Source organism: Quadrisphaera setariae (assembly GCF_008041935.1).
GTDB classification, from domain to species: domain Bacteria; phylum Actinomycetota; class Actinomycetes; order Actinomycetales; family Quadrisphaeraceae; genus Quadrisphaera; species Quadrisphaera setariae.
Genome location: NZ_VKAC01000015.1, coordinates 88424 through 114689 on the forward strand (window position 1 = coordinate 88424; position 26266 = coordinate 114689).

Genomic DNA, 26266 nt, shown 5'->3' on the forward strand with positions numbered 1-26266 from the left:
ACGTGACGGCTCCCGCCCGACACGCGCGGCTCGGACCGGGCCGCGGGACACAGAAGGCGGTCCCCGTGACCTCGTTCCGCAGGCGCACCCGCGCATCCCTCCTCATCGCCGGACTGGCTGGCGCCGTGCTCGCCCTGAGCTCCTGCGCTGCCGACAGCGTCCAGTCCGGCGGCGCCGCCTCCAGCGACGCCACGTCCAGCGGCGGCTCCACGCAGGCCGTCGTCGTCGGCGGCCCCGACTTCACCGAAGCAGCGATCATGGAGCAGCTGTACGCCCAGCTGCTGCAGGGCGCCGGGTACAAGACCAGCATCGTCACGGCGAGCAACCGCGAGGTCTACTTCGGCCAGCTCGCCTCGGGCGAGATCGACGTCGTCCCCGAGTACGCCGCCACCCTCGCCGAGTACCTCAACCAGCAGAAGAACGGCAAGGACGCGCCGCCCATCGCCACCAACGACGCCGCCGCCACCGTCGCCGCGGCGCAGCCGCTGGCGCAGGCGCAGGGCGTCACCCTGCTCGACCCGGCGCAGGCGGCCGACCAGAACGCGTTCGCCGTCACGCAGAAGTACGCGACCGAGAACAACCTCAAGACCCTGTCCGACCTCGGCGCCCTCGGGCAGCCCGTCACGCTCGCAGCCACGGAGGAGTGCCCGACGCGGCCGTTCTGCCAGCCGGGCCTGGAGAGCACCTACGGGATCAAGGTCGGCAACCTGCTGCCGCTCGGCTTCGACACCCCGGCGGTGAAGCAGTCCGTGCAGAAGGGCGAGAGCCAGCTCGGGCTCGTCGCGACCACGGACGGCACGCTGGAGCAGTTCGGGCTCGTGGTGCTCGACGACGACAAGAAGCTGCAGCTCGCCGACAACCTCGTGCCCGCCGTCAGCAAGGACGTCGCCAGCGACACCAAGGTCACCGAGGCGCTCAACAAGCTGGCCTCGGTGCTCACCACGGCCGACCTCAAGGCCCTCAACGGCCAGGTCGACGGCGAGCGGCAGCTGCCCGAGGCGGTCGCCAAGACCTACCTGCAGGACAAGGGCCTCATCGACGGCTGACCCCGTCCGCCGGGCCCCCTCCTCGACGGTCGAGGAGGGGGCCCGGTGCGGTCTGCGGGCGACGCGCCCGAGCGCGTGGCGAGTGTGACTGATGAGATTTCAGTGACGCATGGCGTGTCGTGAGCCTTGCGGGGCTTGCGAGACCTATGTTTCACGCATGGCCTCCACCGCCCGCCACCGCGCTTCCACCGCCCCCCTGACCTGGGCCGCGCGCAGCCTCATCACCGCCACCACGGTCCCCGTGGGCGCCCTCGCCGGCTGCGTCGTCGCCGCCGTCGCCGCCACCGCCCAGAACCCCGCCCTCGGCGTGGCGGGCCTCGCCGCCGCCGGCGTGCCGCTGACGCTCTCAGGCCTGCGCGCCCGCCACCGCGCGCGCCTCGGCCGGGTCCGCGGCCGCCACGTCGCCGGCCTCGAGCAGGTCTGCTCGACCGCTCCCTCCGATGGCGCCGTCCCGTTCGACGTCCGCCTGGACCCCGCTGTCGACGTGGAGGAGCCCTCGCCCGCCGCCTTCCGCGCGCTCGCCCTGGCCCCCGTGGCGCCGGCCGCCGCCGCTGACGACGACACCTGCTCCGCCGCTGACGCCGAGGTCGTCGACGTGGTGCGCGCCGCGGAGCGCGAGGAGGCCACCGTGCTCCAGCTGCCGATGATCATCCCGTCGCAGCGCGCGGAGCACGCCCTCGAGCGCGACGCCGACGCCGCCGTCCCGGCGGCCTCCGCCGCCGAGGCCCGTCCGGAGGTCGTCGTGCACGTGGCGGCCAGCACCGGTGAGGTCGCCGTGCACGTCGGCCCGCCCGCCTCGGAGGTCGCCCCCGAGCAGCGCGCCCTGGAGATCGCGCAGCTGAAGCGCCTGTGGGCCGTGGGCACCGGCCCGGACACCGGCTCCCTGCGCGCCGCCGCCCCGGCCGCCTGAGGCGGACCGCGGGCGGGCGCCGGACGACTCCCCTGGGCGGGGACCCGCCTGGCGCCCGCGGGTGCCCCGGGGGGACGCTGAGGCCGTGAGCACCCCCTTCGACCTGCCCGACGTGGAGTGGACGCCGGTGTCGGACCGGCTGGTCCTCGCGCGGCGCCTGGTGACGGCGGTGGGCGCGGTGGTCGGGCTGGCGGTCGTCGTGGCGGGAGCGGTCCTGCTGTGGTCGCCGTGGTGGCTGGTCGGCGGTGCGGCCCTCCTCGCGCTGGAGGGCTGGCAGTGGTGGCTCGCCGGCCGCCAGGTGCGGGCCATCGGGTACGCCGAGCGCGAGGACGACCTCCTCGTGCGCCGCGGCATCCTCTTCCGCTCGCTGGTGGTGGTCCCCTACGGGCGGATGCAGTACGTGGACGTCTCCGCCGGTCCCCTCGAGCGGTGGCTGGGCATCGCCACGGTGCAGCTCCACACGGCCTCGGCCAGCAGCGACGCCACCATCCCGGGCCTGCGGCCGGAGGAGGCCTCGCGGCTGCGCGACAGGCTCTCCCGCCGCGGCGAGGCACGTCTGGCCGGCTTGTGACCGAGGCTCCGGGCGGAGCGACGCCCGACCCCACCGCGCTGCCGGGGACCGCTCCCGTCGTCCCCGGCGCGGGCGCGCCCGCGCAGCGCTGGGAGCGCCTCCACCCGGTCACGCCGGTGCTCCGCAGCTGGCGCGTGCTCGTGGTGCTGCTGTTCCTCTACGCCCAGGAGCGCGGCCGCAGCGCGGTGAACGGCGAGGAGCTGCCCGGCCACCTGGAGCTGCTCATCGCGGTGGCGGCGCTGGTGGGGTGCGTCGTGGTGGCCGTGGCCGCCTCCGCGCTGTCGTGGCGGGCGACCCGCTTCACGGTGGACGACGAGGCGGTGCGCCTGCACAGCGGCGTCATCGCCAAGCGCCAGCGGGTGGCGCGCCTGGACCGGCTGCAGGCGGTGGACGTCGTGCAGCCGCTCGTGGCGCGGCTGCTCGGGTTCGCCGAGCTGCGCGTGGAGGTGGCCGGCGGCGCCGGGTCCCAGGTGCGGCTGGCCTACCTGCGCGAGGCCGACGCGCAGCGCCTGCGCAACCTCCTGCTGGCCCGCTCGGCGGGCCTGGACTTCGAGGGCGACGCCGCGCCGGAGGCGCCCGAGCAGCAGCTGGTGGAGGTGCCGTTCGGGCGGGTGGCGGCCTCCGTCGCGCTGTCGGGGGCGGCGGTCGCGCTCGGCGTCGTCCTGGTCGGCGTGGTGGTGGGGGCGGTGACCACCCGCGAGGTGGGCGTGCTCTTCGGCGCGGCGGCCCCCCTGCTGGGCCTGGCCGGCAGCCTCTGGACGGCGCTGTCGAAGGGCGCCAACTGGCGCGTCGCGACGTCCCCGGACGGGGTGCGCCTGCGGTCAGGGCTGCTGGAGAGCCGCACCCAGACCGTGCCTCCGGGGCGCGTGCAGGCCGTGCGGCTGACCCAGCCCCTGCTGTGGCGGGTCTTCGGGTGGTGGCGGGTGCACGTCAACGTCGCGGGGTTCGCGGGGGAGGGGCAGGAGAGCCAGTCGGCGAGCACGCTGCTGCCGGTGGCGACCGCCGCGGAGGCCGGCACCGTGCTCGCGCTGGTGCTGCCGGCCCTGCACGACGACCTCGGCCCCCACGGCCTGGAGGCGGGCCTGCGGGGCACGGCCGCCGAGGGCGGCTGGCTGGTGGCGCCGCCCGCGGCCCGCTGGGTGGACCTCGTCTCGTGGCGGCGCCGCGGGGCGCTGGTCACCGAGCACGCCCTGCTGCTGCGCCGCGGCCGCCTGCGGCGCGAGCTCGACGTCGTGCCGCACGAGCGCACCCAGTCGCTGGCCGTCGAGCAGGGCCCGCTGCAGCGGCGCCTCGGCCTGGCGACCCTCGCGCTGCACTCCACCCCGGGTCCGGTGAGGCCCCGCGCGGAGCACCTGTCCGCGGAGCAGGCGGTGGCCCTGCTCGACGAGCAGGCGCAGCGCGCCCGCACCGCCCGCGCGGTGGCGGGCCCGGAGCGCTGGATGGAGCAGCCCGGCTGAGCCGCCGTCGCCCGGTCAGCCCCCGACCGGTCCCGGGTCAGTCCCGGCGGAGCACCACGGCGACGTCCGTGACGGTGAAGAGGAACTGGCCCGCCGCTGCCAGCGCGCGCAGCTCCTCCATCCACCCGGAGGCCCGGGCGGCGAGCACCGGGTCGTCCTGGGCGGACGCCAGCACGCCGGTGGCCACCTTCCACGCCAGCGACCCGTCGTCGAAGCGGCGGTGGGGGTCGGCCCACGAGGTCGCGGCCTCCACGGTCCAGCCCGACCCGCGGCGGACCGCCGTCGCCGCGAGCGCCAGCAGCTTGCGGCCCATGAAGCCGTCGGAGCGGCCGGGGCCGAGCGCCGCCGCGGTGAACCTGTCCACCAGGGTGCGGGTCAGCTGGTCGTCGGTGCTGGTGAACAGGGCGGTGTCCCAGTCGGAGTGCGCCAGCACGCACAGCCCCCCGGGGCGCAGCACGCGGTGGACCTCCGCGAGGTGCGCCACCGGGTCGCCGAGGTGCTCGGCGGTGTTGAGGGAGACGAGGCGGTCCAGCTCGCCGTCGCGCCAGGGCAGCGGTCCGTCGAGGTCGGTGATGCGGCTGCGCACGCGGGCGTCGGCCAGGAGGTCGTCGTCGAGGGCGGAGACGTGGTCGAGCGCGTGGACCAGCCGCGGGGCGTGCGCGCCGGGCGCGGGGTCGAGCAGCGCGCGCACCGTCCGGCCGCTGCCGCAGCCCACGTCGGCCACCACGAGGCCCTCGACGTCCAGGCGCGCCAGCTCGGCCACGCGCTCGTGCCGTCCCACGTCGGCGACCCTAGCCGCCCGGGTGCCGCTCCTCCTCTGACGGACCCGCGACGGACCCGCGACGGACCCGCGACGGACCGGCGAAGGACCTGTGGTGGCCCCGGGGCGCACCCGGTCGGGCGCGGGCGCCGAGCTGCCGCTGCGCCGCCGCACGTACGCTCCCCGCGTGCTGGAGGACGACGACGCAGGTCGCCGCGCCCGGAGACGGCCCGCCCCGGGACGCCTGGGCGTCGGCGTGGTGGGGGCCGGCCGCGTGGGCGCGGTGCTGGGCGCCGCCCTGCGCGCCGCGGGGCACGCCGTGGTGGGGGTGTCGGCGGTCTCGGAGGCCAGCCTCGAGCGCGCGGCCACCCTCCTGCCCGGCGTGCCGGTGCTCCCGGTGCCGCAGGTGGTGGAGCGGGCGGAGCTGGTGCTGCTGGCCGTCCCCGACGACGCCCTCGCCGACCTCGTGGCGGGCCTCGCGGCGACGGGCAGCTGGCAGGCGGGGCAGCTGGTGGTCCACACCAGCGGTCGTCACGGCACCGGGGTGCTCGAGCCGGCGCGCGCCGCCGGCGGCATCCCGCTGGCGCTGCACCCCGCCATGACCTTCACCGGCACCAGCCTCGACCTCGTGCGCCTCACCGACGCCGTGGTCGGGGTGACCGCGCCGGCCCCGGTGCTGCCGGTGGCGCAGGCGCTGGTCGTGGAGGTCGGTGCGGAGCCGGTGGTGGTGGACGAGGCCGACCGGGCGCTCTACCACGCGGCCCTCTCCCACGGCAGCAACCACCTCGTGACGCTGGTCGCCCAGGCCGCCGAGGTGCTGCGCGCCGCCGGCCTGGAGCGCACGGACCGCGTGCTCGGCCCGCTGCTGCACGCCGCGCTCGACGGCGCCCTGCGCTCCGGGGACGACGCCCTCACCGGCCCGGTGGCCCGCGGTGACGCGGGCACGCTCACCGCCCACCGCGCCGTCCTGGCCCGTGCGGCCGCCGAGGGCCTTGTGGGCCCCGACGTGCCCGCCGCCCACCTCGCGCTCGCCCGCGCCACGGCGGCCCGCGCCCGCGCCGGCGGGCGCCTCACCGGCCCCCCGGCCGACGACGTCGACAGCGCCCTGCAGAGCGGAGACCCCTCGTGACCGCCACCTCCCCGAGCTCCGCGCAGCCCGCCCCGCCGCGGCTGGTGCGCACGCGCGCCGAGCTGGCAGCGGCGCGCGCCGAGCTGCCCGGGCCCCTCGCCGTCGTCATGACCATGGGCGCCCTGCACGCCGGGCACGCCTCGCTCGTGGAGGCCGCCCGTGAGCGCGCCGCCAGCGTCGTCGTCACGATCTTCCTCAACCCGCTGCAGTTCGGGGCCGGCGCCGACCTCGCCCGCTACCCGCGCACCCTCGACGCCGACCTGGAGCTGCTGGGCCGGGTGGGCGCCGACGTCGTCTTCGCGCCCTCCCCGGACGTCGTCTACCCCGACGGCGACCCGGCGGTCCGGGTCTCCTCCGGGCAGCTCGGGACGGTGCTCGAGGGGGCCTCGCGCCCCGGGCACTTCGACGGCGTGCTGACCGTCGTCGCGAAGCTCATGCACCTGGTCCGCCCCGACGTCGCGCTCTTCGGCCAGAAGGACGCCCAGCAGCTGCTGCTGGTGCGGCGGATGGTGCGCGACCTCGACCTCGGCGTGGAGGTGGTGGCCGTGCCGACCGTGCGCGACGACGACGGCCTGGCGCTGTCCAGCCGCAACGCGCACCTGTCCCCGCTGGACCGCGAGGTGGCCCTGGTGCTGTCGCGCGCTCTGCGCGCGGGGGAGGCGGCGGCGCCTGAGGGGGCCAGCGCGGTGCGCCGCGCGGCGCGGGACGTGCTGGTGGGCGAGCCCCTGGCGCGCGTCGACTACCTGGCCCTGGTCGACCCGGACACCCTGGACGACGTGCCCGAGCACTTCCGCGGGCCGGCGCTGCTGGCCGTGGCGGCGAAGGTCGGGCCCACCCGGCTCATCGACAACCTCCCGCTGGTGGTGGGCGCCGCCCGCTGACGCCACCGCCCCGCCCCACCCCGTGTCAGGGGAGGCGGTAGCGGAAGCAGTGGCAGACCTGGGGCAGCAGCACCGAGCCGTCGGGTCCGGCCGCCCCCTCGGCGAGCTCCCGCACCCGCGCCAGCAGGCCCTCCCGCCGGCGGCTGACGGCCAGCCCCGAGTAGGTCGAGGCCAGCGCGACGACGTCGTCGGCGGAGGCCAGCCGCTGCACGGCCGGGAACGACGCGCGCTCCCGCTGCGCGCCCCGCAGCGGGACCCGCGGCCACCAGCCGGCGTCGGCGAGGTCGCGGGCGTGCGCGCCCGGCGCCGCCTCGTCGGCGCCGGTGGCCTCGCCGAGGCCCTCGCCGCCGAACAGCGCCTCCAGCTCCGCGGCCCAGCCGACCGACACGTCGCGCACCACCCACGCCAGCCCCAGCACCCCGCCCGGGCGCAGCACCCGGGCCACCTCGGCCGCGGCGGCCGCGGGGCGCAGCCAGTGCCACGCCTGGCCGACCACGACGGCGTCGACCGAGGCGTCCGGCAGCGGGACGTGCTCGGCGGTGCCCGCCACGGCCCGCACCTGCGCCCTCGGCGACTCGGCCAGCCAGTGGCGCAGCACCGAGAGCATCCCGTCGCTGGGGTCGACGGCCACCACGCGGTGCCCGCGGCGGGCCAGGGTGCGGGAGACCTTGCCGGTGCCCGCCGCGAGGTCGAGCACGTCGAGCGGCTCCTCGGGGGACCCCGTCAGCCAGTGCACGGCGTCGTCGGGGTGGTCCGGGCGCAGGCGGTCGTACCGCTCGGCGTCGACGAGGGTGCCGAAGGAGGTGCGCCGCGCCTCGTCGTCGGCCTCGGGCACGTCGTCGGGGGTGTCGAGGGGGGAGTTCGCCACCACCTGATCCCAGCACGCCGCGGGCCGCGGCGGGAGCCCCGGGCCGGGTCCGGGAGATCCGGATACCCTCGGGGACCGTGCCCGAGGTCCCGCCCGCCCCCCACCCCGCCGACGACGCCGCAGCAGCGGTGCAGGACGAGCTGGCGGCGGACCAGCTGCCCGAGCAGCTGCGGGTGCGGCGCGAGAAGCGGCAGCGCCTGCTCGACGCGGGCGTGGAGCCCTACCCCGTCTCGGTGCCGCGCACCGCGTCGCTGGCGCAGGTCCGCGCGGCGCACGCCGGGCTGGCCGACGGGGAGGAGACCGACGTCGTCGTCTCCGTGGCGGGCCGCGTGGTCTTCCAGCGCGGCACCGGCAAGCTCGCCTTCGCCACCCTGCAGGACGGTGACGGCACGCGCCTGCAGGTGATGCTCAGCCTCGCCGAGGTCGGCGCCGACGCGCTCGCGGCGTGGAAGTCCGACGTCGACCTGGGCGACGTCGTCTCCGCCACCGGGCGCGTGGTGCAGTCCAAGCGCGGCGAGCTGAGCGTCATGGCCACCTCCTGGGCGATGGCCACCAAGGCCCTCCGGCCGCTGCCGGTGCTCCACAAGGAGACCAGCGAGGAGGTCCGGGTGCGCCAGCGCTACGTCGACCTCATCGTCCGGCCCGAGGCGCGGGCGGTGGTCCGCACGCGCGCCGCCGTCGTCCGCTCGCTGCGCTCGACGTTCGACGGCTTGGGCTACCTCGAGCTCGAGACCCCGATGCTGCAGACGCTGCACGGCGGCGCCGCGGCGCGGCCCTTCGTCACGCACTCCAACGCCTTCGACATCGAGCTGTACCTGCGCATCGCGCCGGAGCTCTTCCTCAAGCGCGCCGTGGTGGGCGGCCTGGACCGCGCCTTCGAGATCAACCGGAACTTCCGCAACGAGGGCGCCGACTCCTCGCACTCCCCGGAGTTCGCGATGCTCGAGTTCTACGAGGCCTACGCCGACTACGACGTCATGGCCGACCGCACCCGCGAGCTCATCCAGACCGCGGCCCGCGACGCCCTCGGCTCGACCACCGCGCTCCTGGCCGACGGCACCCAGTACGAGCTCGGCGGCACCTGGGCGCAGCTGTCGATGTACCCCTCGCTGTCCGAGGCGCTGGGCGAGCCGATCACCCCGGAGACCCCCCGCTCGGTGCTGGTGGAGCGCGCCGAGCGCCTCGGCGTGGGCGTGGCGCCCACCGCCTCCGCGGGCAAGCTCGTCGAGGAGCTGTGGGAGCACCTCGTGGGCGACCACCTGGTCGCGCCCACCTTCGTGCGCGACTTCCCGCTCGAGACCTCCCCCCTCACCAAGTCGCACCGCTCGGTGCCCGGCGTGGTGGAGAAGTGGGACCTCTACGTGCGCGGCTTCGAGCTGGCCACCGGCTACTCCGAGCTCAACGACCCGGTGGTCCAGCGCGAGCGCCTCGAGGCGCAGGCCCGCCTGGGCGCCGCCGGCGACGACGAGGCCATGCCCGTCGACGAGGACTTCCTGCGCGCCATGGAGGTGGGCATGCCCCCCGCCGGTGGTGTGGGGATGGGCATCGACCGGCTGCTCATGGCGCTCACGGGCCTCGGCATCCGCGAGACCATCCTCTTCCCGCTGGTCAAGCCGGAGGCCTGAGGGGCGGGGAGCTGGCGCCGAGCGGGGTACCGTTCGTGTCGTGATGGCCGCGATCGCCGCGCTGACGCCCCCCGTCGGGGTGGCCCTGCTGTTCTGGTTCGTCATGCGCGCCGTGCTGCGGGCCGACCGCAGCGAGCGCGAGGCGATGGCGGCCCTCGACCGCGAGGACGCCCAGCGCGCCCAGGCCCAGCGCGAGGCGGCGGAGCGCGAGGCCGGCGAGCGCGCGTCGTCGTCCTCCGCTCCCGCGGTGGTGCGGGGAGAGGTGCGCTGAGGTGGCGCAGACGCTGCAGGTGGTGCTCGTCGACGACCTCGACGGCGGCCCCGCCGAGGAGACCGTCTCCTTCTCCCTGGACGGCACCGACTACGAGATCGACCTGTCCGCCGAGCACGCCGCGCGCCTGCGCGACGACCTCGCCGTCTGGGTGGGGCACGCCCGCCGGACGACGGCGGGCCGCCGCGCCCGCGCCACCTCCGGCGCCGGCACCTCCGGTGCGGCCGGGGGCGCTGACGTGGCCGCGGTGCGCGCGTGGGCGCGCGAGAACGGCCACACCGTGAACGAGCGCGGCCGGGTGCCGGCCGCGGTGGTCGAGGCCTACCGGGCGGCCACCGGCGCCTGAGCCCCCTGCCGCCGCGCCTGCTTGCAGGCGTACATCCGCGCGTCGGCGCGCTGCAGGACGGCGTCCGCCGACAGCTCTCCGGGCCGCGCCCGCACGCCGCCGCAGCTGCCGGCGACCGCGAGCGCAGCCCCGGCCACGTGCACCGGGCGCTCCCAGACCCGGGCCACCGCGTCGCGGGCGCGCTCGAGGTCGCCGTCGGCGACGAGCACCACGAACTCGTCTCCGCCGAAGCGGGAGGGGACGTCGCCGGGGGCGAGGACGTCGTGGAGGCGCTCGGCGACGGCCCGCAGCACCGCGTCACCGGCGTGGTGCCCGTGGACGTCGTTGACCGCCTTGAAGTCGTCCAGGTCCACGAACAGCACGGCGGGTCGCGGCGCCGCGGCGTCGGCGAGGGCCCGGTCCAGCAGGTCGACGAGGTGGCCGCGCCGGGCCAGGCCCGTCAGCGCGTCGTGCGTCGCCCGGTGGCGCAGCTCGGCCTCCAGCCGGGCGCGCTCGCGCACCCCGCGCGCCACGGTGCCCACGAGGGCGTTGAGCGAGGCCGGCACCGTGCCGAGGGCGTCGTCGGCGTGCTCGGGCAGGCGCAGGTCCGCGGCGTGCAGCGGTGCGTCGTCCCCCGTGGTGGTGGCCCACCCGGCCGCCTGCTCGACCAGGCGCACCTGGACGCCGAGCGCGCGCAGGTGCCGGACGAGCACGAGCCGGACCAGGCCGGCGTTCGCCGCGCCGACGGCCACCCCGGCGGCCACGCACACCACGACGAAGCCCGGCGCGGAGACGGCGGACCAGGGCGCGGTGCCGGTCAGGGCCACCACCGGCGGGAACGCCAGGCCGGTGACCACGCCCAGGCCGACCATCGCCGTCTCCAGGGCGCGCAGCGGGCGGCGCCGCAGCGGAGCGGTCGTGCGCGGCCGCGCGGGGTGTGACGGGGGCTCCACGGGTGGATCTTCGGCAGCGCGGTCGGCGGTCTTGACCTGCGCCCCCGTCCGCCACCAGCGAACAGCCGGAGCGCCCTCCCGCGGAACACCCCTCTGACCTGGGAGCGTTGCTCCCTGTGACGGGAGGCCGACCCGGTCCTCCCCCTCCGGGCCGACCAGGTGCGGGGCGCGAGCCCCCACCGCCGTCGCACCCCGGGGATAGCATCGTCAGGGTCAGTGAGGTCGTCCGGCCCACCGGTGGCAGCCGGTGAGCGGGGTTCCGCACCGCCCACGCTCGCGAGGAGCGCACCATGTTCGAGAGGTTCACCGACCGCGCCCGCCGCGTCGTCGTCCTGGCTCAGGAAGAGGCCAGGATGCTCAACCACAACTACATCGGCACCGAGCACATCCTGCTCGGGCTGATCCACGAGGGTGAGGGCGTCGCCGCCAAGGCGATGGAGTCCCTCGGCATCTCCCTCGACTCCGTGCGCGAGCAGGTGCAGGAGATCATCGGCCAGGGCCAGCAGGCCCCCTCCGGTCACATCCCCTTCACGCCGCGCGCCAAGAAGGTCCTCGAGCTGTCGCTGCGCGAGGCGCTGCAGCTCGGCCACAACTACATCGGCACCGAGCACATCCTGCTCGGGCTGATCCGCGAGGGCGAGGGCGTCGCCGCCCAGGTCCTCGTCAAGCTCGGCGCCGACCTCAACCGCGTGCGCCAGCAGGTGCTGCAGCTGCTGTCCGGCTACCAGGGCAAGGAGCCCGCCACCGCCGGCGGTCCCCAGGAGGGCACCCCGTCGGGCTCGCTGGTCCTCGACCAGTTCGGCCGCAACCTCACCCAGGCCGCCCGCGAGGGCAAGCTCGACCCGGTGATCGGCCGCGGCAAGGAGGTGGAGCGCGTCATGCAGGTGCTCTCCCGCCGCACCAAGAACAACCCCGTCCTCATCGGCGAGCCCGGCGTCGGCAAGACCGCCGTCGTCGAGGGCCTGGCGCAGTCCATCGTCCGCGGCGAGGTGCCCGAGACGCTGAAGGACAAGCAGCTCTACACCCTCGACCTCGGCGCGCTGGTGGCCGGCAGCCGCTACCGCGGTGACTTCGAGGAGCGCCTCAAGAAGGTGCTCAAGGAGATCCGCACCCGCGGCGACATCATCCTGTTCATCGACGAGATCCACACCCTCGTCGGTGCGGGTGCGGCCGAGGGCGCGATCGACGCCGCCAGCATCCTCAAGCCGATGCTGGCCCGCGGTGAGCTGCAGACCATCGGCGCCACCACGCTCGACGAGTACCGCAAGCACATCGAGAAGGACCCGGCGCTGGAGCGCCGCTTCCAGCCGATCCTCGTGGCCGAGCCGAACCTGGCCCACGCCATCGAGATCCTCAAGGGCCTGCGCGACCGCTACGAGGCGCACCACCGCGTCTCCATCACCGACGGCGCCCTCGTGGCCGCCGCCACCCTGGCCGACCGGTACGTCAACGACCGCTACCTGCCGGACAAGGCGATCGACCTCATCGACGAGGCGGGCGCGCGCCTGCGCATCCGCCGCATGACGGCTCCGCCGGACCTGCGCGAGTTCGACGAGAAGATCGCCGAGGTGCGGCGCGAGAAGGAGAGCGCGATCGACGCGCAGGACTTCGAGAAGGCCGCCTCCCTGCGCGACTCCGAGAAGAAGCTGCTGGCGGCCAAGGCCGAGCGCGAGAAGCAGTGGAAGGCCGGCGACATGGACGTGGTCGCCGAGGTCGACGAGGAGCTGATCGCCGAGGTCCTCGCCACGGCCACCGGCATCCCGCTGGTCCGCCTGACCGAGGAGGAGTCCAGCCGCCTGCTCAACATGGAGGCCGAGCTCCACCACCGCGTCATCGGCCAGAACGACGCCATCAAGGCGCTGTCCCAGGCGATCCGGCGCACCCGCGCCGGTCTGAAGGACCCCAAGCGCCCCGGCGGCTCGTTCATCTTCGCCGGCCCCACCGGTGTCGGTAAGACCGAGCTGGCCAAGGCCCTGGCGGAGTTCCTCTTCGGCGAGGAGGACGCGCTCATCCAGCTGGACATGAGCGAGTTCTCCGAGAAGCACACCGTGTCGCGTCTGTTCGGCTCGCCCCCCGGCTACGTCGGGTACGAGGAGGGCGGCCAGCTCACGGAGAAGGTGCGGCGGCGCCCGTTCTCGGTGGTCCTGTTCGACGAGGTGGAGAAGGCCCACGCCGACATCTTCAACTCGCTGCTGCAGATCCTCGAGGACGGTCGGCTCACCGACTCCCAGGGCCGCACGGTCGACTTCAAGAACACCGTGATCATCATGACGACGAACCTGGGCACCCGGGACATCGCCAAGGGCCTGCAGATGGGCTTCCAGGCCGGCGGCGACCTGTCCACCTCGTACGACCGCATGAAGATCAAGGTCAACGAGGAGCTCAAGACGCACTTCCGCCCGGAGTTCCTCAACCGCGTCGACGACGTGGTGGTCTTCCCCCAGCTCACGCAGGAGGAGATCATCCAGATCGTCGACCTGATGATCGCCAAGGTCGACCTGCGCATGAAGGACCGCGACATGGGCCTGGAGCTGACCCAGCCCGCCAAGGACCTGCTCGCCGTCCGCGGCTACGACCCCGTGCTCGGTGCGCGCCCGCTGCGCCGCACCATCCAGCGCGAGATCGAGGACGCGCTGTCCGAGAAGATCCTCTACGGCGAGCTGACGGCCGGCGAGATCGTCCTCGTGGACGTCGAGGGCGAGGGCCCGGCCGCGCGGTTCACCTTCCAGGGCACCCGCAAGTCGCCCATCCCCGAGGTGGCCGCCGTCGGTGCCTCCTCCGGGGCGGTGCCGCCGTCCTCCCCGCCGAGCCTGACCAAGGACGACGCGTCCTGACGCTGGCTCGCCGCGGGGACTGAGCCCCTGGGCCGAGCAGGAGCCCCCGACCCACCAGGGTCGGGGGCTCCTGCTCGTCGCGGCCCGGACTGCATCGGGCACGATGGGGTGGTGCCCGACCTCGCCCCCGGCGCCCCTGGCACCCCCGGCAGCGCCGGTGCCGCTGCTGCGGCTGGTCCTCCGTCGTCCCGGGTGCTCGTCCGCCGGGCCCGGGCCACCGACGTCCGCGCGGTGCGCGCCCTCACCGCCCCGCTCGCGGAGCGAGGGGTGCTCGTGGCCAAGCACGCGGTGGCCAGCTACGAGTCCGTGCCCGAGATGCGGGTGGCCGAACTGGACGGCGACGTCGTGGGGTGCGGAGCCCTGCACGTCATGTGGGAGGACCTCGCCGAGGTGCGCACCCTCGCGGTGGCGTCCTCCGCCCGGGGCCTCGGAGTGGGCTCCGCCATCGTGGAGGCGCTCCTCGACGACGCGCGGGAGACCGGCGTCTCGCGCGTGTTCTGCCTGACCTTCGAGGTGCCCTTCTTCGCCCGCCTGGGCTTCGAGGTGATCGAGGGCACGCCCGTGGCGCCAGAGGTGTACGCGGAGCTGCTGCGCTCCCACGACGACGGCGTGGCGGAGTTCCTCGACCTCGCGCGCGTGAAGCCCAACACCCTCGGCAACACCCGGATGCTGCTCCACCTGCGCTGAGCCCGTCCCGTCCTCGTGCGCACCGGGGGTGCGAAGCGCCCAGGCGCGGGGCGGCGTCAGAGCGGCAGCGACCAGCCGCCGCCGGAGGGCACCACGAGGCCGTCCTCCGCGAGCGACGCGAGGCAGCGCTCGCGCTGCTCGTCGTCGTCCCACGCGGCCGACAGCGCCGGGCCGTCCAGGGGACCGGGAGCGTCCCTGAGGAGGGCCAGGAGCCGCCCGCGCACCTGCCGGTCGGTGCCGTGCCACGCCTGGCCGCGCCTGGCCGGGCCGTCGTCGGGCGGCGCACCGGCGCGCTGCCACGCGCACAGGTCCGCCACCGGGCAGGCGCCGCACCGCGGTGCCCTCGCGGTGCACACGAGCGCCCCCAGCTCCATCACGGCCACCGACCAGCGCGCCGGCAGGCGGGAGTCGCCTGCTGGCGCCTCGGGCAGCACCTCGACCGCCAGGGCCGTCTCTGCGGCCGTCAGCGCCGGCGCGGGCTGGGCGCGGCCCTGCACGGCGCGGGCCAGCACCCGGCGGACGTTGGTGTCCACCACCGCCACCCGCTGCCCGAAGGCGAACGCCCCCACCGCCGCCGCGGTGTAGGAACCCACCCCTGGGAGCGCTAACAGCGCCTGCGGGTCCGAGGGCACCCTCCCGCCGTGGCGCTCGACGACGGCGACCGCGGCCGCGTGCAGGCGCAGCGCCCGACGGGGGTACCCCAGACGGCCCCACGCCCGCACGGCCTCGCCCGCGGCCTCCGCGGCGAGGGCCGCCGGGCTGGGCCACCGCTCCAGCCACGCGCGCCACACCGGCTCGACGCGGGCCACGGGCGTCTGCTGCAGCATCACCTCGCTGACCAGCACGGGCCAAGCGACTTCCTCGGGTGCCCCCGGGTGGCGCCAGGGCAGGTCACGGGCGTTGTCGGCGTACCAGCGGAGCACCGCGGCGACCAGGGCTCCGTGGTCGCGGTCGGCTGCGGGGAGGGCTGCAGCCCGCGGTCGTGGCACGCCCCATGCTCTCCCGCCGCCGGCTGCGCGGCCGCCCGACCCCGCCCGCTCCCGGGGCGCGGTGCTGCAGATCGCGTCGTCCGCGACGGACGTGACCGGATCGTGACCACCCGACGGGCTCTCCACCCTTGACCGCCTGGGGCTGAGAGCGTTCACAATCGACCCCGCGCAGGAGACGCAGGCGCGGTGCAGCAGACACGCCCCGCCAGCCGCCTCCGAGCGCTCACCGCGCCCTCGAGGTGCGGTGCGAAGGCCACGCCCGGGCGCTGGAGCACGGGTGGGCCTCGAACGACAGAGAGGTACCGCGTGAACAAGCGTTTCGCACTCGTGGCCGTCGGAGCAGCCCTGGCCCTGGGCCTGTCGGCCTGCGGTGGTGGCGGCGCCGGCTCCACCGCTCCCGGGGAGTCCGCCACGAGCGCTGCTCCCGCCGACGTCACCGTGGGCGTCGCGATGCCCACGCAGACCTCTCAGCGCTGGATCGACGACGGCAACAACGTCAAGGCCGGCCTGGAGAAGCTCGGCTACAAGGTCGACCTGCAGTACGCCAACGACGACATCCCCACGCAGGTGTCGCAGCTCACCACGATGATCAACAACGGTGACAAGGTCCTCATCGTCGCCTCGATCGACGGCACCGCGCTGAGCAGCCAGCTCGCCGACGCCGCCGCCGCCGGGATCAAGGTCATCTCGTACGACCGCCTGATCCGCGACACCGAGAACGTCGACTTCTACGTGTCGTTCGACAACTTCAAGGTCGGCGTGCAGCAGGGCAACTCCCTGCTCACGGGCCTGGGCCTCCTCAACGCCGACGGCTCGCCGAACCCCTCGGCCCCGGCCGGTCCGCTGAACGTCGAGCTGTTCGCCGGCTCGCTGGACGACAACAACGCGACCTTCTTCTACAAGGGCGCCATGTCCGTCCTGCAGCCGTACATCGACAAGGGCACCATCGTGATCCCGTCGAAGCAGACGGACATCTCCCAGATCGCCACCCAGCAGTGGAAGACGGACGTCGCGCAGAAGCGCATGGAGACCCTGCTCACCTCCTCCGACGCCAACATCACCCTCAACGGGGTGCTGTCGCCCGCCGACATCGTGAGCCGCGGCATCATCACCGCGCTGACCAACGCCGGGTACGGCAGCGGCGGCAAGGCGTTCCCGATCGTCACCGGGCAGGACGCTGACATCGACAACGTCAAGCTCATCAACGACGGCAAGCAGTACTCCACGATCTTCAAGGACACGCGCAAGCTCGCCGACGAGGCCATCAAGGTCACGGGTGACTACCTGTCCGGCAAGGAGCCGGAGGCGAACAACACCACGGACTACAACAACGGCAAGAAGGTCGTGCCGTCGTACCTCCTCGAGTCGACCGTCGTCACCAAGGACAACGTCAAGTCCGTCCTCGTCGACAGCGGCTACTACACGCAGGCCCAGGTCGACAAGGGTCAGAAGTAACCCGACCTCGCGTCGCAGCCGGCTGCTCCGCGCTCCCCACGGGGGGCGCGGGGCGGTCGGCTGCCGCAGGGCACTGACCATGCGCCTAACAGGCGGGAGCACCACGAGGTGGGCGGCACAGTGACGACGACCAGCAGCAGTCCCTCCAGCGACGTCATCCTGGAGATGCGCTCCATCACCAAGACCTTCCCGGGCGTCAAGGCCCTCTCCGACGTGACGCTCAAGGTGCGCCGGGGCGAGGTCCACGCGATCTGCGGCGAGAACGGCGCCGGCAAGTCGACCCTCATGAAGGTGCTGTCGGGCGTCTACCCGCACGGCACCTACGACGGCGACATCGTGTTCGAGGGCCAGGTCGCGCGCTTCAGCGGGATCAACGAGTCCGAGCACGCGGGCATCGTGATCATCCACCAGGAGCTCGCGCTGGTGCCCTACCTCTCCATCGCGGAGAACATCTTCCTGGGCAACGAGGTCAAGGGCCGCGGCGGTCTCATCGACTGGAACCGCGCCAACGGCGAGGCCGGCAAGCTGCTGCGCCGCGTCGGCCTCAAGGAGAACCCCACCACGCCCGTGGGCCAGCTGGGCGTGGGCAAGCAGCAGCTCGTGGAGATCGCGAAGGCGCTCACCAAGGACGTCAAGCTGCTCATCCTCGACGAGCCGACGGCCGCGCTCAACGACACCGACTCCGAGCACCTGCTCGGTCTCCTGCGCCAGCTGCAGGCCGAGGGCATCACCTGCATCATCATCAGCCACAAGCTCAACGAGATCATCTCGATCGCCCAGTCGACGACGATCATCCGCGACGGCAGGACGATCGAGACCCTCGACATCGCCTCCGGCGAGGTCACGCAGGAGCGGATCATCCGCGGCATGGTCGGCCGCGACCTGGAGAGCCGCTACCCCGAGCGCGAGAGCCACCCCGGCGAGGAGGTGCTGCGCGTGGAGGACTGGACGGTCGGCCACGCCACGCAGGACCGGCTCGTCGTGGAGGGCGCCAGCCTGTCCGTGCGCGCCGGTGAGGTCATCGGCATCGCCGGTCTCATGGGCGCCGGGCGCACCGAGCTGGCCATGAGCATCTTCGGGCGGTCCTACGGGCGCTACCTCGGCGGCCGCCTCTACAAGCGCGGCCAGCTGATCCAGGCGAGGAACGTGCGCGAGGCCATCAAGCACGGCATCGCCTACGCCACCGAGGACCGCAAGAAGTACGGCCTCAACCTCATCGACGACATCAAGCGCAACGTCTCCGCGGCGGCGCTGGACAAGCTCGCCGGTGGTGCGGGACTGGTGAACTCCCAGGAGGAGATCGCCGTCGCCGAGCGCTCGCGCAAGGACATGAACATCAAGGCCCCCACCGTGATGTCCGTGACCGGCAAGCTCTCGGGCGGCAACCAGCAGAAGGTCGTGCTGTCCAAGTGGATCTTCGCCGACCCGGACGTGCTCATCCTCGACGAGCCGACCCGCGGCATCGACGTGGGCGCCAAGTACGAGATCTACGTCATCATCAACAAGCTGGTGGCGGCGGGCAAGGCGGTCATCGTCATCTCCTCGGAGCTGCCCGAGCTGCTCGGCATCTGCGACCGCGTCTACACGCTGTCGCAGGGCCGGATCACCGGTGACGTGCCGATCGCCCAGGCCACCCAGGAGCGCCTCATGGAGCTCATGACCCTCGAGCGCGTTCCCGTCCGCACAGGCGCTCCGGCTGACAGGGGGGCCACGGTGGGCACCTCCGGTGAGGCGCCCGTCGTCCCCGGCGCCCCCCAGCAGTCCGAGCAGTCGCGCTCGCCCATCTCCAGCCAGAACCCCGAGGACCTCGCATGAGCACCCAGGCCACCGCGCCCGCCCCGAGCGCGCCCCAGCCGAAGACCGGCAGCGCCAACCCGCTCGTCGCTCTGACGGCCAACCTGCGCCAGAGCGGCATCTACATCGCCTTCGTGCTGGTGGTGGCGCTGTTCGCGGTGCTCACCGACGGCCAGAGCCTGGCCGCGCGCAACGTCTCCACGATCGTCACGCAGTACGCCTACGTGCTGGTGCTGGCCATCGGCATGCTCATCGTCATCGTCGCCGGGCACATCGACCTGTCGGTCGGCTCCGTCCTGGCGGTGGTGGGTGCGGTGGCCGCCCGCCTCGCCATCACCTACGGCCAGCCGTGGTGGGTCGCCGCGCTCGCCGGCCTCGCCGTGGGCGTCGTCATCGGCGCCTGGCAGGGCTTCTGGGTGGCCTACGTGGGCGTGCCGGCGTTCATCGTGACGCTGGCGGGCATGCTCCTCTTCCGCGGCCTGGACTACCTGGTCCTGGAGAACATCTCGCTGTCGGGCTTCCCGCAGTCGTACCAGAACCTCGCCAACGGCTACCTCAACGGCCTCATGGGCGGCTACGGGTACGACGCCTTCACCCTGCTCATCGGGGCGCTGGCCGTGGCCGGCTTCGTCGCGCAGCAGCTGCGCACCCGCCGGGCCCGCATCAAGTACCAGCAGGTCGTCGAGGCGCTGCCGGTGCTGCTCCTGAAGATCGTCGTCGTGGGTGCCGTCGTCATGTGGTTCGCCTACCAGCTCGCCACCGCCCGCGGCCTGCCGATCGTCCTCATCACCCTCGCCGTGCTGATCATGGCGTACGCCGTCATCACCAAGTCGACGGTGTTCGGGCGCCAGGTCTACGCCATCGGCGGAAACCTGTCCGCGGCGATGCTGTCCGGCGTCAACGTCCGGAAGGTCAACTTCTGGATCTTCGTCAACATGGGCTTCCTCGCCGGTGTGGCGGGCGTCATCTTCTCCGCGTACACCAACGGCGCCCAGCCGGCCGCCGGCACCGGCGCTGAGCTCGACGCCATCGCGGCGGCCTTCATCGGCGGCGCCGCCGTCACCGGCGGCGTCGGCACGATCGTCGGCGCCATGGTCGGTGGTCTGCTCGTCGCCGTCATCAACAACGGCATGATCATCCTGGGTCTCGGGCAGCAGTGGCAGTTCATCATCCGCGGCCTCGTGCTGCTGCTGGCCGTCGCCTTCGACGTCTACAACAAGCGGCGCTCCGGCACCCGCTGACACCCCCGCCCGCCGGTCGGCCCAGCTGACCGGCGGGACCAGCAGGACGACGACGAAGGGCCCCGGCCGATGCCGGGGCCCTCCGTCGTCCCCGCGCCCCGGCGCGTCGGGAGCGGGTCGGGCGCAGGGCGGGCGACGTCAGACGAGCGTGCGGTGGTGCGTGCGCCGCAGCGTGCGGCCGGAGGCGTCCACGCGCACGTGGTCGACCTCCAGCCGGGCGCTGCGGCCCTCCAGCACCACCGTCATGACGCCGTTGTCGAACCAGGGACCCTCCTCGACCTCCCACGACGCCGGCGGGCGCGCCACCCCCGCGGAGCGGGCCAGCAGCGCCGCCAGCGCCCGGACGGGCCGCACGTCGGCCAGGCGGTTGGCCACCCGCAGCGCGGGCTTCAGCGGGTTGCGGAACGGCGACATCACCAGCTGGTGGACGGCCGTGGGGCTGCCGACGACGCCGTCGAGCTGCGCCCGGGCCGTGTAGCTGCAGTGCACGTCGCCGGACAGCAGGAGCACCGTCGCCGGTGGTCTCGAGGCCGACGCGACGCGCGCCAGGAGCCGCAGGAGGTCGTGCAGGGACGTGCCGAACGCCGCCCAGTGCTCGAGGTCGATCGCCTGCCGCAGCGCCTCGCCCGGCCCCCTCAGCCACCGGCCCCACCGCCCCCGCACCACGGCCTCGTTCCAGGCCTCCACGTCGGAGAAGGCGGGCACCATGAGCGCGGGCAGCGTGCTGGCCAGCAGCAGGTGGTCGACGGGGGCCTCCGGCTGCGCCCGCTCCTGCACCCACGCCCACTCGGCGTCGTCGAGGATGGCGCGGTTCCCCGGGTCGAGGCGCCGCGAGCAGCGGCAGTCCACCGCCACCAGCCGCACGCCACCGCCGGTGCCGTCGTCGGCCGTGCCGTCCGTGGCGGTGCGGCCGAAGTCGCGGACGTAGCTCCACCGGGCGGTGTCGGGCTCTGCGTCGGCGCGCTCGGCGTAGTCGTCGAGGAGGGCGCTGCGCGCGTCGTCGTCCTCAGCGGCGGTGATGGCCGCCAGCAGCTGCTCGCGGTCGAGCTCGGCCGGGCTGAGGTTGCCGAGGTGCTGGTAGACCCAGTAGCTGCCCAGGGCGCCCCGCACGCGGTCGTCGAACCAGGGCTTGCGCCTCATCTCCTCGCGCCACGCCTGGGAGGTGTTCCAGTCGTCGCGCAGGTCGTGGTCGTCCAGGAGCATGCAGGTGGGCACAGTCGAGAGCAGCCAGCGCACCGGGGGAGCGCTCCAGCTCTCGGTGTACAGCCACGTGTACTCCTCGAACGTGCAGATCTCCTCGGCCACCTCGGGGTGGTCGGCCACGTCGGGGTCCCGGCGGGCGGTCTCCAGCCGCTCGCGGATCGGCTCGGACGGCTCGTCGGCGTAGAGCTGGTCACCGAGCATCAGCAGCACGTCGGGCGGCTCCAGCGCCGGCCCGTCGGACGGCGGGAACGCCATCCGGTGCGCCAGCTCCACCAGCGCGTCCGGCCCCACGGCCGCCACCCCGGCGGCGTCCAGGGGCTCCGAGCGGCGGCAGGAGCCGAACGCCAGGCGCAGCCTCCCGTCAGAGCGCGCCGTGCGCACCGCGCTCGGGGGGAAGGCGGCCAGCTCGGCGTCGGGGCTGACCGGCGGCCACACCCGGCGCGCGGCGGGCGGGTGGGCGGCTCCGGGCGCGACGGGTTCCGCGAGGTGCACGGTGTACGGCAGCTCCGAGGCCTCCGGGAGCCCCCGCACGACGAGGATGGCGTAGTGGTGCCCGTGGACGCCCCAGGTGCTGCCCGATGCCGTCACGGGGGCGTCCAGCACCCCGCCGCCCACCTCCACGCAGACCGTGCACGGCCCGCTCGTCTCGAACCACAGCGTCGCGCTCGTGGCGTCGACGTGGCGGAGCATGGGGCCGAGCACCAGCTCGGGCACGGCCCCGCTCCTCGAGCCGTGAGCCGGCGCGCCGCCAGCAGGACCGTCAGCAGTCACGCCCCGATCATCTCCCGGCCGCGCCGGGAGCACCCGCTCTAGACGTAGCGCTCGAGGATGCTGGACTCGGCCAGGCGCGAGAGGCCCTCGCGGACGGCGCGCGCCCGGTGCTCCCCGACCCCGCCGACACCCATGAGGTCGTCGGTGCTGGCGGCCAGCAGCTTCTGCAGGCCGTCGTAGTGGGTGACGAGCCTCTCGACGACGACGGCGGGCAGGCGGGGCACCTTCGAGAGCAGCCGGTAGCCGCGCGGGGAGGCGGGGGAGTCGAGGGTGTCACCGTCGCCGAGGAGTCCCAGCACCCGCGAGAGCGCCTCGAGGTCCACCAGTCGCGAGTCGGTGAGGGCCGACAGGTCCTCCAGGACGCCCTGCACGGAGCGGCCGGTGCGCACGGTGGTCTCGCTGCCCGCCGGGCCGGTGAGGTAGTCGCGCACCACCAGCTCGCGGTCTCCGCCGATGCCGCTCACCAGCTCGTCGAGCTGCAGCGAGAGCAGGCGGCCGTCGGCGCCCAGCTCCACCACGTAGCCGGAGATCTCCGCGGAGATCCGGCGCACCATCTCGAGGCGCTGCAGCACGCTGGCGACGTCGCGCAGGGTGACCAGGTCCTCGATCTCGAGGGCCGACAGCGTGCCGGTGACCTCGTCGAGGCGGGAGCGGTAGCGCTCCAGGGTGGCCAGGGCCTGGTTGGCGCGGGCGAGGATCGAGTCCGAGCCCTCCACCACGTGCCGGCGCGAGCCCACGTAGAGCGCCACGATGTTCATCGAGGCGCTCACGGACACCACTGGCAGGCCGGTCTGCTTGGCGGTCCGCTCGGCGGTGCGGTGGCGGGTGCCGGACTCGCTCGTCTCGATGGACGGGTCGGGCACCAGCTGGACCGCGGCGCGCACGATGCGGGTCACGGCCCGGTCGCAGACGATGGCGCCGTCCATCTTCGCCAGCTCCCGCAGGCGGGTGGCCGAGAAGTCGACGTCGAGGTTGAAGCCGCCCGTGCAGAGCTGCTCGACGGTCGCGTCGTGCCCGAGGACGACGAGCGCGCCGGTGCGCCCGCGCAGGATGCGCTCCAGGCCGTCTCGCAGCGCCGTGCCCGGGGCCACGACGGCCAGCGTGGCCCGCAGGAGGGCTTCCTCCTCGCGCTCGTCCACGCGGGGAGTCTAGGGGGAGGCGCCCGAGGGGTCCGTCCCGGCGGCGCGGGACCGCCCGTGCGCCGACCGCCCCCAGCCCCGGCGGGGGCGGGAGGCCGGGAGCGGTCAGCTGGGGAGCAGGCTGCGCACGGCCTCGCCGAGCGAGCCCACCACCTCGAGGCGGGCGGCGCGGCGCGTGCGCTCGTCCACCAGCTCGGCGGCGCCGGGAGGCACGAGCAGGCGGGTGTGCCCGAGGCGCACCGCCTCCGCGGCGCGGGCCTGGAGCATGGGCACGGCGCGCACGTCACCGGACAGCGCCACCTCGCCGAGGGCGGCGACGTCCGCCGGCAGCGCCCGGTCCGTGGCGGCCGACGCGATCGCCAGGCACACCGCGAGGTCCGCGCCCGGGTCGGCCAGCCGCATGCCGCCGGCGGAGGAGACGTAGAGCTCCTTCGCGTGCACCGCCACGCGGGCGTGCCGCTCGGTGACGGCGGTGAGCATGGCCGTGCGCGCGCTGTCGAGGCCGGAGACGGCCCGCCGCGGCACCGGCGCCTGCGTGGGGGCGACCAGCGCCTGCACCTCCGCCAGCAGCGCCCGGCGACCCTCCACGGTGATGGTGGTGCAGGTGCCCGGCACCGGGTCGGTGCGCGTGCCGCGGAAGAGGGCGCTGGGGTCGGGCACCTCGCGGAGCCCGGTGTCGGTCTGCTCGAAGCACGCGACCTCGTCGGCCGGGCCGTAGCGGTTCTTCACGGCCCGCAGCAGCCGCAGCGCCGTGTGGCGGTCGCCCTCGAGGGTCAGCGTCGTGTCGACGAGGTGCTCCAGCGACCGCGGTCCGGCCACGGTCGTCTCCTTGGTGACCTGGCCGACCAGGCAGACCGGCAGACCGCGCTCCTTGGCGAGCCGGGTGAGCGCCCCGGCCACCGCCATGACCTGCGAGACGCCTCCGGGGCGGCCCTCCACCTCCGAGGAGGAGACGGTCTGCACCGAGTCGACCACCAGCAGGGCGAGCCGCTCGGAGGACGCGGTGAGCTGCTCGACGTGGCCGAGCACGGCGCCGAGGTCGGTGTCGTCGGCGAGCAGCAGCGACTCCGAGCGGGCGCCGGTGCGGCGCGCGCGCACGGCGATCTGCTCCACGGACTCCTCGGCGGAGACGTAGAGCACCACCGCTCCCGGGCCGGAGGCAGCGGCGACGGCGTCGGCCACCGCGAGGAGGAGGGTGCTCTTGCCCGCGCCCGGCTCACCGGCCAGCAGGAGCACCTGGCCCGGCACCAGCCCGCCGCCGACCACCCTGTCGACCTCGGCCAGGCCCGTGCGCAGGCGCTGCAGGCGCCCGGTGGTCACCACCTCGCTGGCGCGGCGGGCCGCCCGGACGGGGGCGGCGGGGGCGGGTGCCCCGGCCCCGCGGGGCGCGGCGGACAGCAGGGGGGCGGTCTCGGTCAGGGAGCCCCACGCCTGGCACTGCCCGCAGCGGCCCACCCAGCGGGGGGTGGTCCAGCCGCACTCCGCGCAGCGGTGCTCGGCGCGGGGCGCTCGGGTGGTGCGGGTGCTCACGGACGTGACGCTAGGCGCTGCCACCGACACCGCTCGTCACCACCGGGACGACGACGGGGGGCGGCCGGCGGCGGTCGGCCGCCGGCCGTCGGTCGAGCTGCCGGTCGGTCAGTAGGCGTTCGGGTACGCCGAGGCGAAGCCGTGCATGGCCAGCAGCACCACGGCGCCCACGAAGCCCGCGGTGGTGGGGGCGATCGCGAGGATGAGCATCGCGATCTCCTTGGTGCGGGCGTACAGGAAGCCCGAGGCGACCGCCATGACCAGCAGCCCGACCACGGAGATGCCGAAGGCCTGCCAGGCCTGGTCGAGCGTGGTGCCGTCCAGGTCGCTCGGCGGGGCGATGCCCGCGGGGACGATCGTGGCCAGGACCGTGCCGCCGAGGAACAGCAGGAACAGGGCCACGGAGGCCGGGGACAGGATGGGCTTGCGGATGGCGCCGCGCCCCGGGGGGCCCGGGCGGCGCGTCTCGGCGTGCGTGCTGCTCATGGGCGTCACTGTGCTCTGCGCCGCTGCTGCGCGCCAGCCCCCACGCCCTACCATCGCTCCTCCCCGGTCCGGGGTCGCCGAGCGGCGGCGGGCGGGGCTGGCGAGGAGGTGGCGGTGCCGGTCGACGCGGGCAGCGGTGGTCCCGTCCCGGTGCGTGCTCCGGTCATGGCGGACGTCGCCGCGCGCGCGGGCGTCTCGCTGCAGACGGTGTCGCGGGTGGTCAACGGCCACCCCAGCGTGCGGGCGGAGACCCGCGGCCGCGTCGAGGAGGCCATCGCCGAGCTCGGCTACCGGGTCAACACCGCGGCGCGCGCCCTGGTGACGCGCTCGACGCGCACGATCGGCCTGGTCAGCGCCAGCACCGCCGAGTTCGGGCCCACGAGCGCCCTGCTGGGGGTGGAGCAGGCGGCGCGCGCCGAGGGCTACGCCACCTCGGTGGTGCTGCTGCCGGAGGTCGGTCCGCGCGAGGTGCGCGACGCCGTGGACCACCTGCGCGACCTCGGCGTGGACGGCCTGGTGGTCATCGCCCCCGACGACGCCGCGGTGGCCGCCGTCGAGGCGCTGGACGCCGGCGTGCCGGTGGTGACGCTCGAGGCGCCCCTGGCCCGGGGCGGCGGGGGTGCCGGGGGCGCCGGGGGCGCCGGGGGCGCCGGGGGCGCCGGGGGCGCCGGGAGTGGTGGAGATCACCCCGGCCCGCTGTCGGCGAGCGTCGACCAGGAGCACGGTGCGCGCCTCGCCGTCCGCCACCTGCTGGAGCTCGGGCACGCCACGGTCCACCACGTCGGAGGGCCGCGGACCTGGCTGGAGGCGCGGGCGCGGGAGGCCGGGTGGCGCGCCGAGCTGCTCGCCGCCGGAGCCACCGTGCCGGAGGTCGTCCCCGGTGACTGGGCCGCCGCCGCGGGGCACCGCGCCGCGGGACCGCTGGTCGAGCGGGGCGCCACGGCCGTGTTCGCCGTCAACGACCAGGTGGCCATCGGCCTGCTGGGCGCCCTGTGGCAGCGCGGGCTGCGGGTGCCCGAGGACGTCAGCGTGGTCGGCTTCGACGACGTGCCGGAGGCGGCGTACCTCGTCCCGCCGCTGACCACCGTCCGGCAGGACTTCGACGCGCTGGGCCGCCGCTGCCTGGAGGTGCTGCTGGCGGGCCTGCGCGGCGAGCCCGTGCGCACCCGGCGGGTGGTCCCGGAGCTGGTGGTCCGCGCCAGCACCGCTCCACCGCGCCCGCCCGTGGCTCCCCGGCCCCCCGGACGGCCCCAGCGCGGTGCTGCCGGAGGTTGACCCGCCGCCGCCTGCGCGAGGAGGTGGCCGCGCTGCACGGGCACCTCGTCCGCTACCAGCTGGTGA

At 75.0% G+C, this 26266-nt stretch carries 23 protein-coding genes; 15 read left to right on the forward strand and 8 right to left on the reverse strand.

The window, feature by feature from the left end; all coding sequences use genetic code 11:
- Window positions 1–65 precede the first annotated feature (65 nt).
- The 4 genes from FMM08_RS20485 (at window position 66) to FMM08_RS20500 (ending at window position 3984) form a co-directional block, all read left to right on the forward strand.
- Window positions 66–1046 carry an ABC transporter substrate-binding protein gene (locus FMM08_RS20485; protein WP_147928197.1) on the forward strand — a complete coding sequence of 327 codons (981 nt, stop codon included), beginning with the start codon at window positions 66–68 and terminating at the stop codon, window positions 1044–1046.
- A 157-nt stretch (window positions 1047–1203) separates the two neighbouring features.
- The gene (locus FMM08_RS20490) at window positions 1204–1956 is read left to right on the forward strand and encodes a hypothetical protein (protein WP_187279900.1); all 753 of its coding nucleotides are present in this window, start codon (window positions 1204–1206) and stop codon (window positions 1954–1956) included.
- Between the two features lie 85 nt (window positions 1957–2041).
- Window positions 2042–2527: a PH domain-containing protein gene (locus FMM08_RS20495; RefSeq protein ID WP_255472653.1), complete on the forward strand. Its 486-nt coding sequence runs from the start codon at window positions 2042–2044 to the stop codon at window positions 2525–2527.
- A complete protein-coding gene (locus FMM08_RS20500) occupies window positions 2524–3984 on the forward strand; it encodes a PH domain-containing protein (RefSeq protein WP_222711013.1) in 1461 nt (486 codons plus the stop codon). Before FMM08_RS20495 ends, FMM08_RS20500 begins: the two co-directional genes overlap by 4 nt.
- Window positions 3985–4021: 37 nt before the next feature.
- On the opposite strand, the gene FMM08_RS20505 is transcribed toward FMM08_RS20500, so the two are convergent.
- Window positions 4022–4765 (reverse strand): methyltransferase domain-containing protein, encoded by a 744-nt coding sequence (locus FMM08_RS20505; RefSeq protein WP_187279901.1) that lies wholly within the window; start codon window positions 4763–4765, stop codon window positions 4022–4024.
- Between the two features lie 169 nt (window positions 4766–4934).
- On the opposite strand from FMM08_RS20505, the gene FMM08_RS20510 reads away from it, so the two are divergent.
- Both FMM08_RS20510 and panC read left to right on the forward strand, forming a co-directional pair.
- Entirely contained in the window at window positions 4935–5873 is a 939-nt protein-coding gene (locus FMM08_RS20510) for a Rossmann-like and DUF2520 domain-containing protein (RefSeq protein WP_147928223.1), read from the forward strand.
- Window positions 5870–6754, forward strand: a complete 885-nt coding sequence (gene panC, locus FMM08_RS20515; RefSeq protein WP_147928201.1) for a pantoate--beta-alanine ligase — start codon at window positions 5870–5872, stop codon at window positions 6752–6754. The genes FMM08_RS20510 and panC overlap by 4 nt, the downstream gene beginning before the upstream one ends.
- A gap of 25 nt (window positions 6755–6779) precedes the next feature.
- On the opposite strand, the gene FMM08_RS20520 is transcribed toward panC, so the two are convergent.
- On the reverse strand, window positions 6780–7622 hold the full coding sequence (locus tag FMM08_RS20520; protein ID WP_147928202.1) for a class I SAM-dependent methyltransferase: 843 nt from the start codon (window positions 7620–7622) through the stop codon (window positions 6780–6782).
- 128 nt (window positions 7623–7750) lie between these two features.
- Between FMM08_RS20520 and lysS the strand changes: the two genes are divergently transcribed.
- From lysS to FMM08_RS20535, 3 genes are read left to right on the forward strand one after another with little or no spacing between them, the layout of a single operon-like run.
- A complete protein-coding gene (gene lysS, locus FMM08_RS20525) occupies window positions 7751–9247 on the forward strand; it encodes a lysine--tRNA ligase (RefSeq protein WP_439653577.1) in 1497 nt (498 codons plus the stop codon).
- Window positions 9248–9287: 40 nt separating this feature from the next.
- The gene (locus tag FMM08_RS20530) at window positions 9288–9518 is read left to right on the forward strand and encodes a hypothetical protein (RefSeq protein ID WP_147928203.1); all 231 of its coding nucleotides are present in this window, start codon (window positions 9288–9290) and stop codon (window positions 9516–9518) included.
- Between the two features lies 1 nt (window position 9519).
- On the forward strand, window positions 9520–9864 hold the full coding sequence (locus FMM08_RS20535) for a histone-like nucleoid-structuring protein Lsr2 (RefSeq protein WP_147928204.1): 345 nt from the start codon (window positions 9520–9522) through the stop codon (window positions 9862–9864).
- Here the strand turns inward: FMM08_RS20535 and FMM08_RS20540 are convergent.
- Window positions 9840–10796, reverse strand: a complete 957-nt coding sequence (locus FMM08_RS20540; protein WP_147928205.1) for a GGDEF domain-containing protein — start codon at window positions 10794–10796, stop codon at window positions 9840–9842. The two genes, FMM08_RS20535 and FMM08_RS20540, sit on opposite strands and share 25 nt — an antisense overlap.
- A 290-nt stretch (window positions 10797–11086) precedes the next feature.
- On the opposite strand from FMM08_RS20540, the gene FMM08_RS20545 reads away from it, so the two are divergent.
- Entirely contained in the window at window positions 11087–13630 is a 2544-nt protein-coding gene (locus FMM08_RS20545; protein ID WP_147928206.1) for an ATP-dependent Clp protease ATP-binding subunit, read from the forward strand.
- A gap of 192 nt (window positions 13631–13822) precedes the next feature.
- The gene (locus FMM08_RS20550) at window positions 13823–14317 is read left to right on the forward strand and encodes an amino-acid N-acetyltransferase (RefSeq protein WP_147928225.1); all 495 of its coding nucleotides are present in this window, start codon (window positions 13823–13825) and stop codon (window positions 14315–14317) included.
- Window positions 14318–14373: 56 nt separating this feature from the next.
- Here the strand turns inward: FMM08_RS20550 and FMM08_RS20555 are convergent, their stop codons facing one another.
- Complete coding sequence (locus FMM08_RS20555) at window positions 14374–15252, reverse strand: iron-sulfur binding domain-containing protein (RefSeq protein WP_147928226.1); 879 nt, start codon at window positions 15250–15252, stop codon at window positions 14374–14376.
- A 360-nt stretch (window positions 15253–15612) separates the two neighbouring features.
- On the opposite strand from FMM08_RS20555, the gene chvE reads away from it, so the two are divergent.
- The 3 genes from chvE (at window position 15613) to mmsB (ending at window position 19796) form a co-directional block, all read left to right on the forward strand.
- Window positions 15613–16761, forward strand: a complete 1149-nt coding sequence (chvE, locus tag FMM08_RS20560) for a multiple monosaccharide ABC transporter substrate-binding protein (protein WP_147928207.1) — start codon at window positions 15613–15615, stop codon at window positions 16759–16761.
- 165 nt (window positions 16762–16926) lie between these two features.
- The gene (gene mmsA / locus FMM08_RS20565) at window positions 16927–18576 is read left to right on the forward strand and encodes a multiple monosaccharide ABC transporter ATP-binding protein (RefSeq protein ID WP_147928227.1); all 1650 of its coding nucleotides are present in this window, start codon (window positions 16927–16929) and stop codon (window positions 18574–18576) included.
- Window positions 18573–19796: a multiple monosaccharide ABC transporter permease gene (mmsB, locus tag FMM08_RS20570; protein WP_147928208.1), complete on the forward strand. Its 1224-nt coding sequence runs from the start codon at window positions 18573–18575 to the stop codon at window positions 19794–19796. The genes mmsA and mmsB overlap by 4 nt, the downstream gene beginning before the upstream one ends.
- Before the next feature lie 138 nt (window positions 19797–19934).
- On the opposite strand, the gene FMM08_RS20575 is transcribed toward mmsB, so the two are convergent.
- From FMM08_RS20575 to FMM08_RS20590, 4 genes are all read right to left on the reverse strand, one after another.
- Window positions 19935–21713, reverse strand: a complete 1779-nt coding sequence (locus FMM08_RS20575) for a DUF7800 domain-containing protein (RefSeq protein ID WP_222711015.1) — start codon at window positions 21711–21713, stop codon at window positions 19935–19937.
- Between the two features lie 95 nt (window positions 21714–21808).
- On the reverse strand, window positions 21809–22909 hold the full coding sequence (disA, locus tag FMM08_RS20580; protein ID WP_139710227.1) for a DNA integrity scanning diadenylate cyclase DisA: 1101 nt from the start codon (window positions 22907–22909) through the stop codon (window positions 21809–21811).
- 105 nt (window positions 22910–23014) lie between these two features.
- On the reverse strand, window positions 23015–24439 hold the full coding sequence (radA, locus tag FMM08_RS20585) for a DNA repair protein RadA (protein WP_147928209.1): 1425 nt from the start codon (window positions 24437–24439) through the stop codon (window positions 23015–23017).
- A gap of 108 nt (window positions 24440–24547) precedes the next feature.
- A complete protein-coding gene (locus FMM08_RS20590; protein WP_147928210.1) occupies window positions 24548–24925 on the reverse strand; it encodes a hypothetical protein in 378 nt (125 codons plus the stop codon).
- Window positions 24926–25039: 114 nt separating this feature from the next.
- On the opposite strand from FMM08_RS20590, the gene FMM08_RS20595 reads away from it, so the two are divergent.
- Window positions 25040–26200 carry a LacI family DNA-binding transcriptional regulator gene (locus FMM08_RS20595; protein WP_222711016.1) on the forward strand — a complete coding sequence of 387 codons (1161 nt, stop codon included), beginning with the start codon at window positions 25040–25042 and terminating at the stop codon, window positions 26198–26200.
- Window positions 26201–26266: the final 66 nt, after the last annotated feature.

Bases quoted from the DNA above. Each gene is read 5' to 3' on its own strand.
- FMM08_RS20545 (WP_147928206.1), top strand. From the start codon at position 11,087: ATGTTCGAGAGGTTCACCGACCGCGCCCGCCGCGTCGTCGTCCTGGCT.
- mmsB (WP_147928208.1), top strand. From the start codon at position 18,573: ATGAGCACCCAGGCCACCGCGCCCGCCCCGAGCGCGCCCCAGCCGAAG.
- mmsA (WP_147928227.1), top strand. From the start codon at position 16,927: ATGCGCTCCATCACCAAGACCTTCCCGGGCGTCAAGGCCCTCTCCGAC.
- FMM08_RS20490 (WP_187279900.1), top strand. From the start codon at position 1,204: ATGGCCTCCACCGCCCGCCACCGCGCTTCCACCGCCCCCCTGACCTGG.
- FMM08_RS20590 (WP_147928210.1), bottom strand. From the start codon at position 24,925: ATGAGCAGCACGCACGCCGAGACGCGCCGCCCGGGCCCCCCGGGGCGC.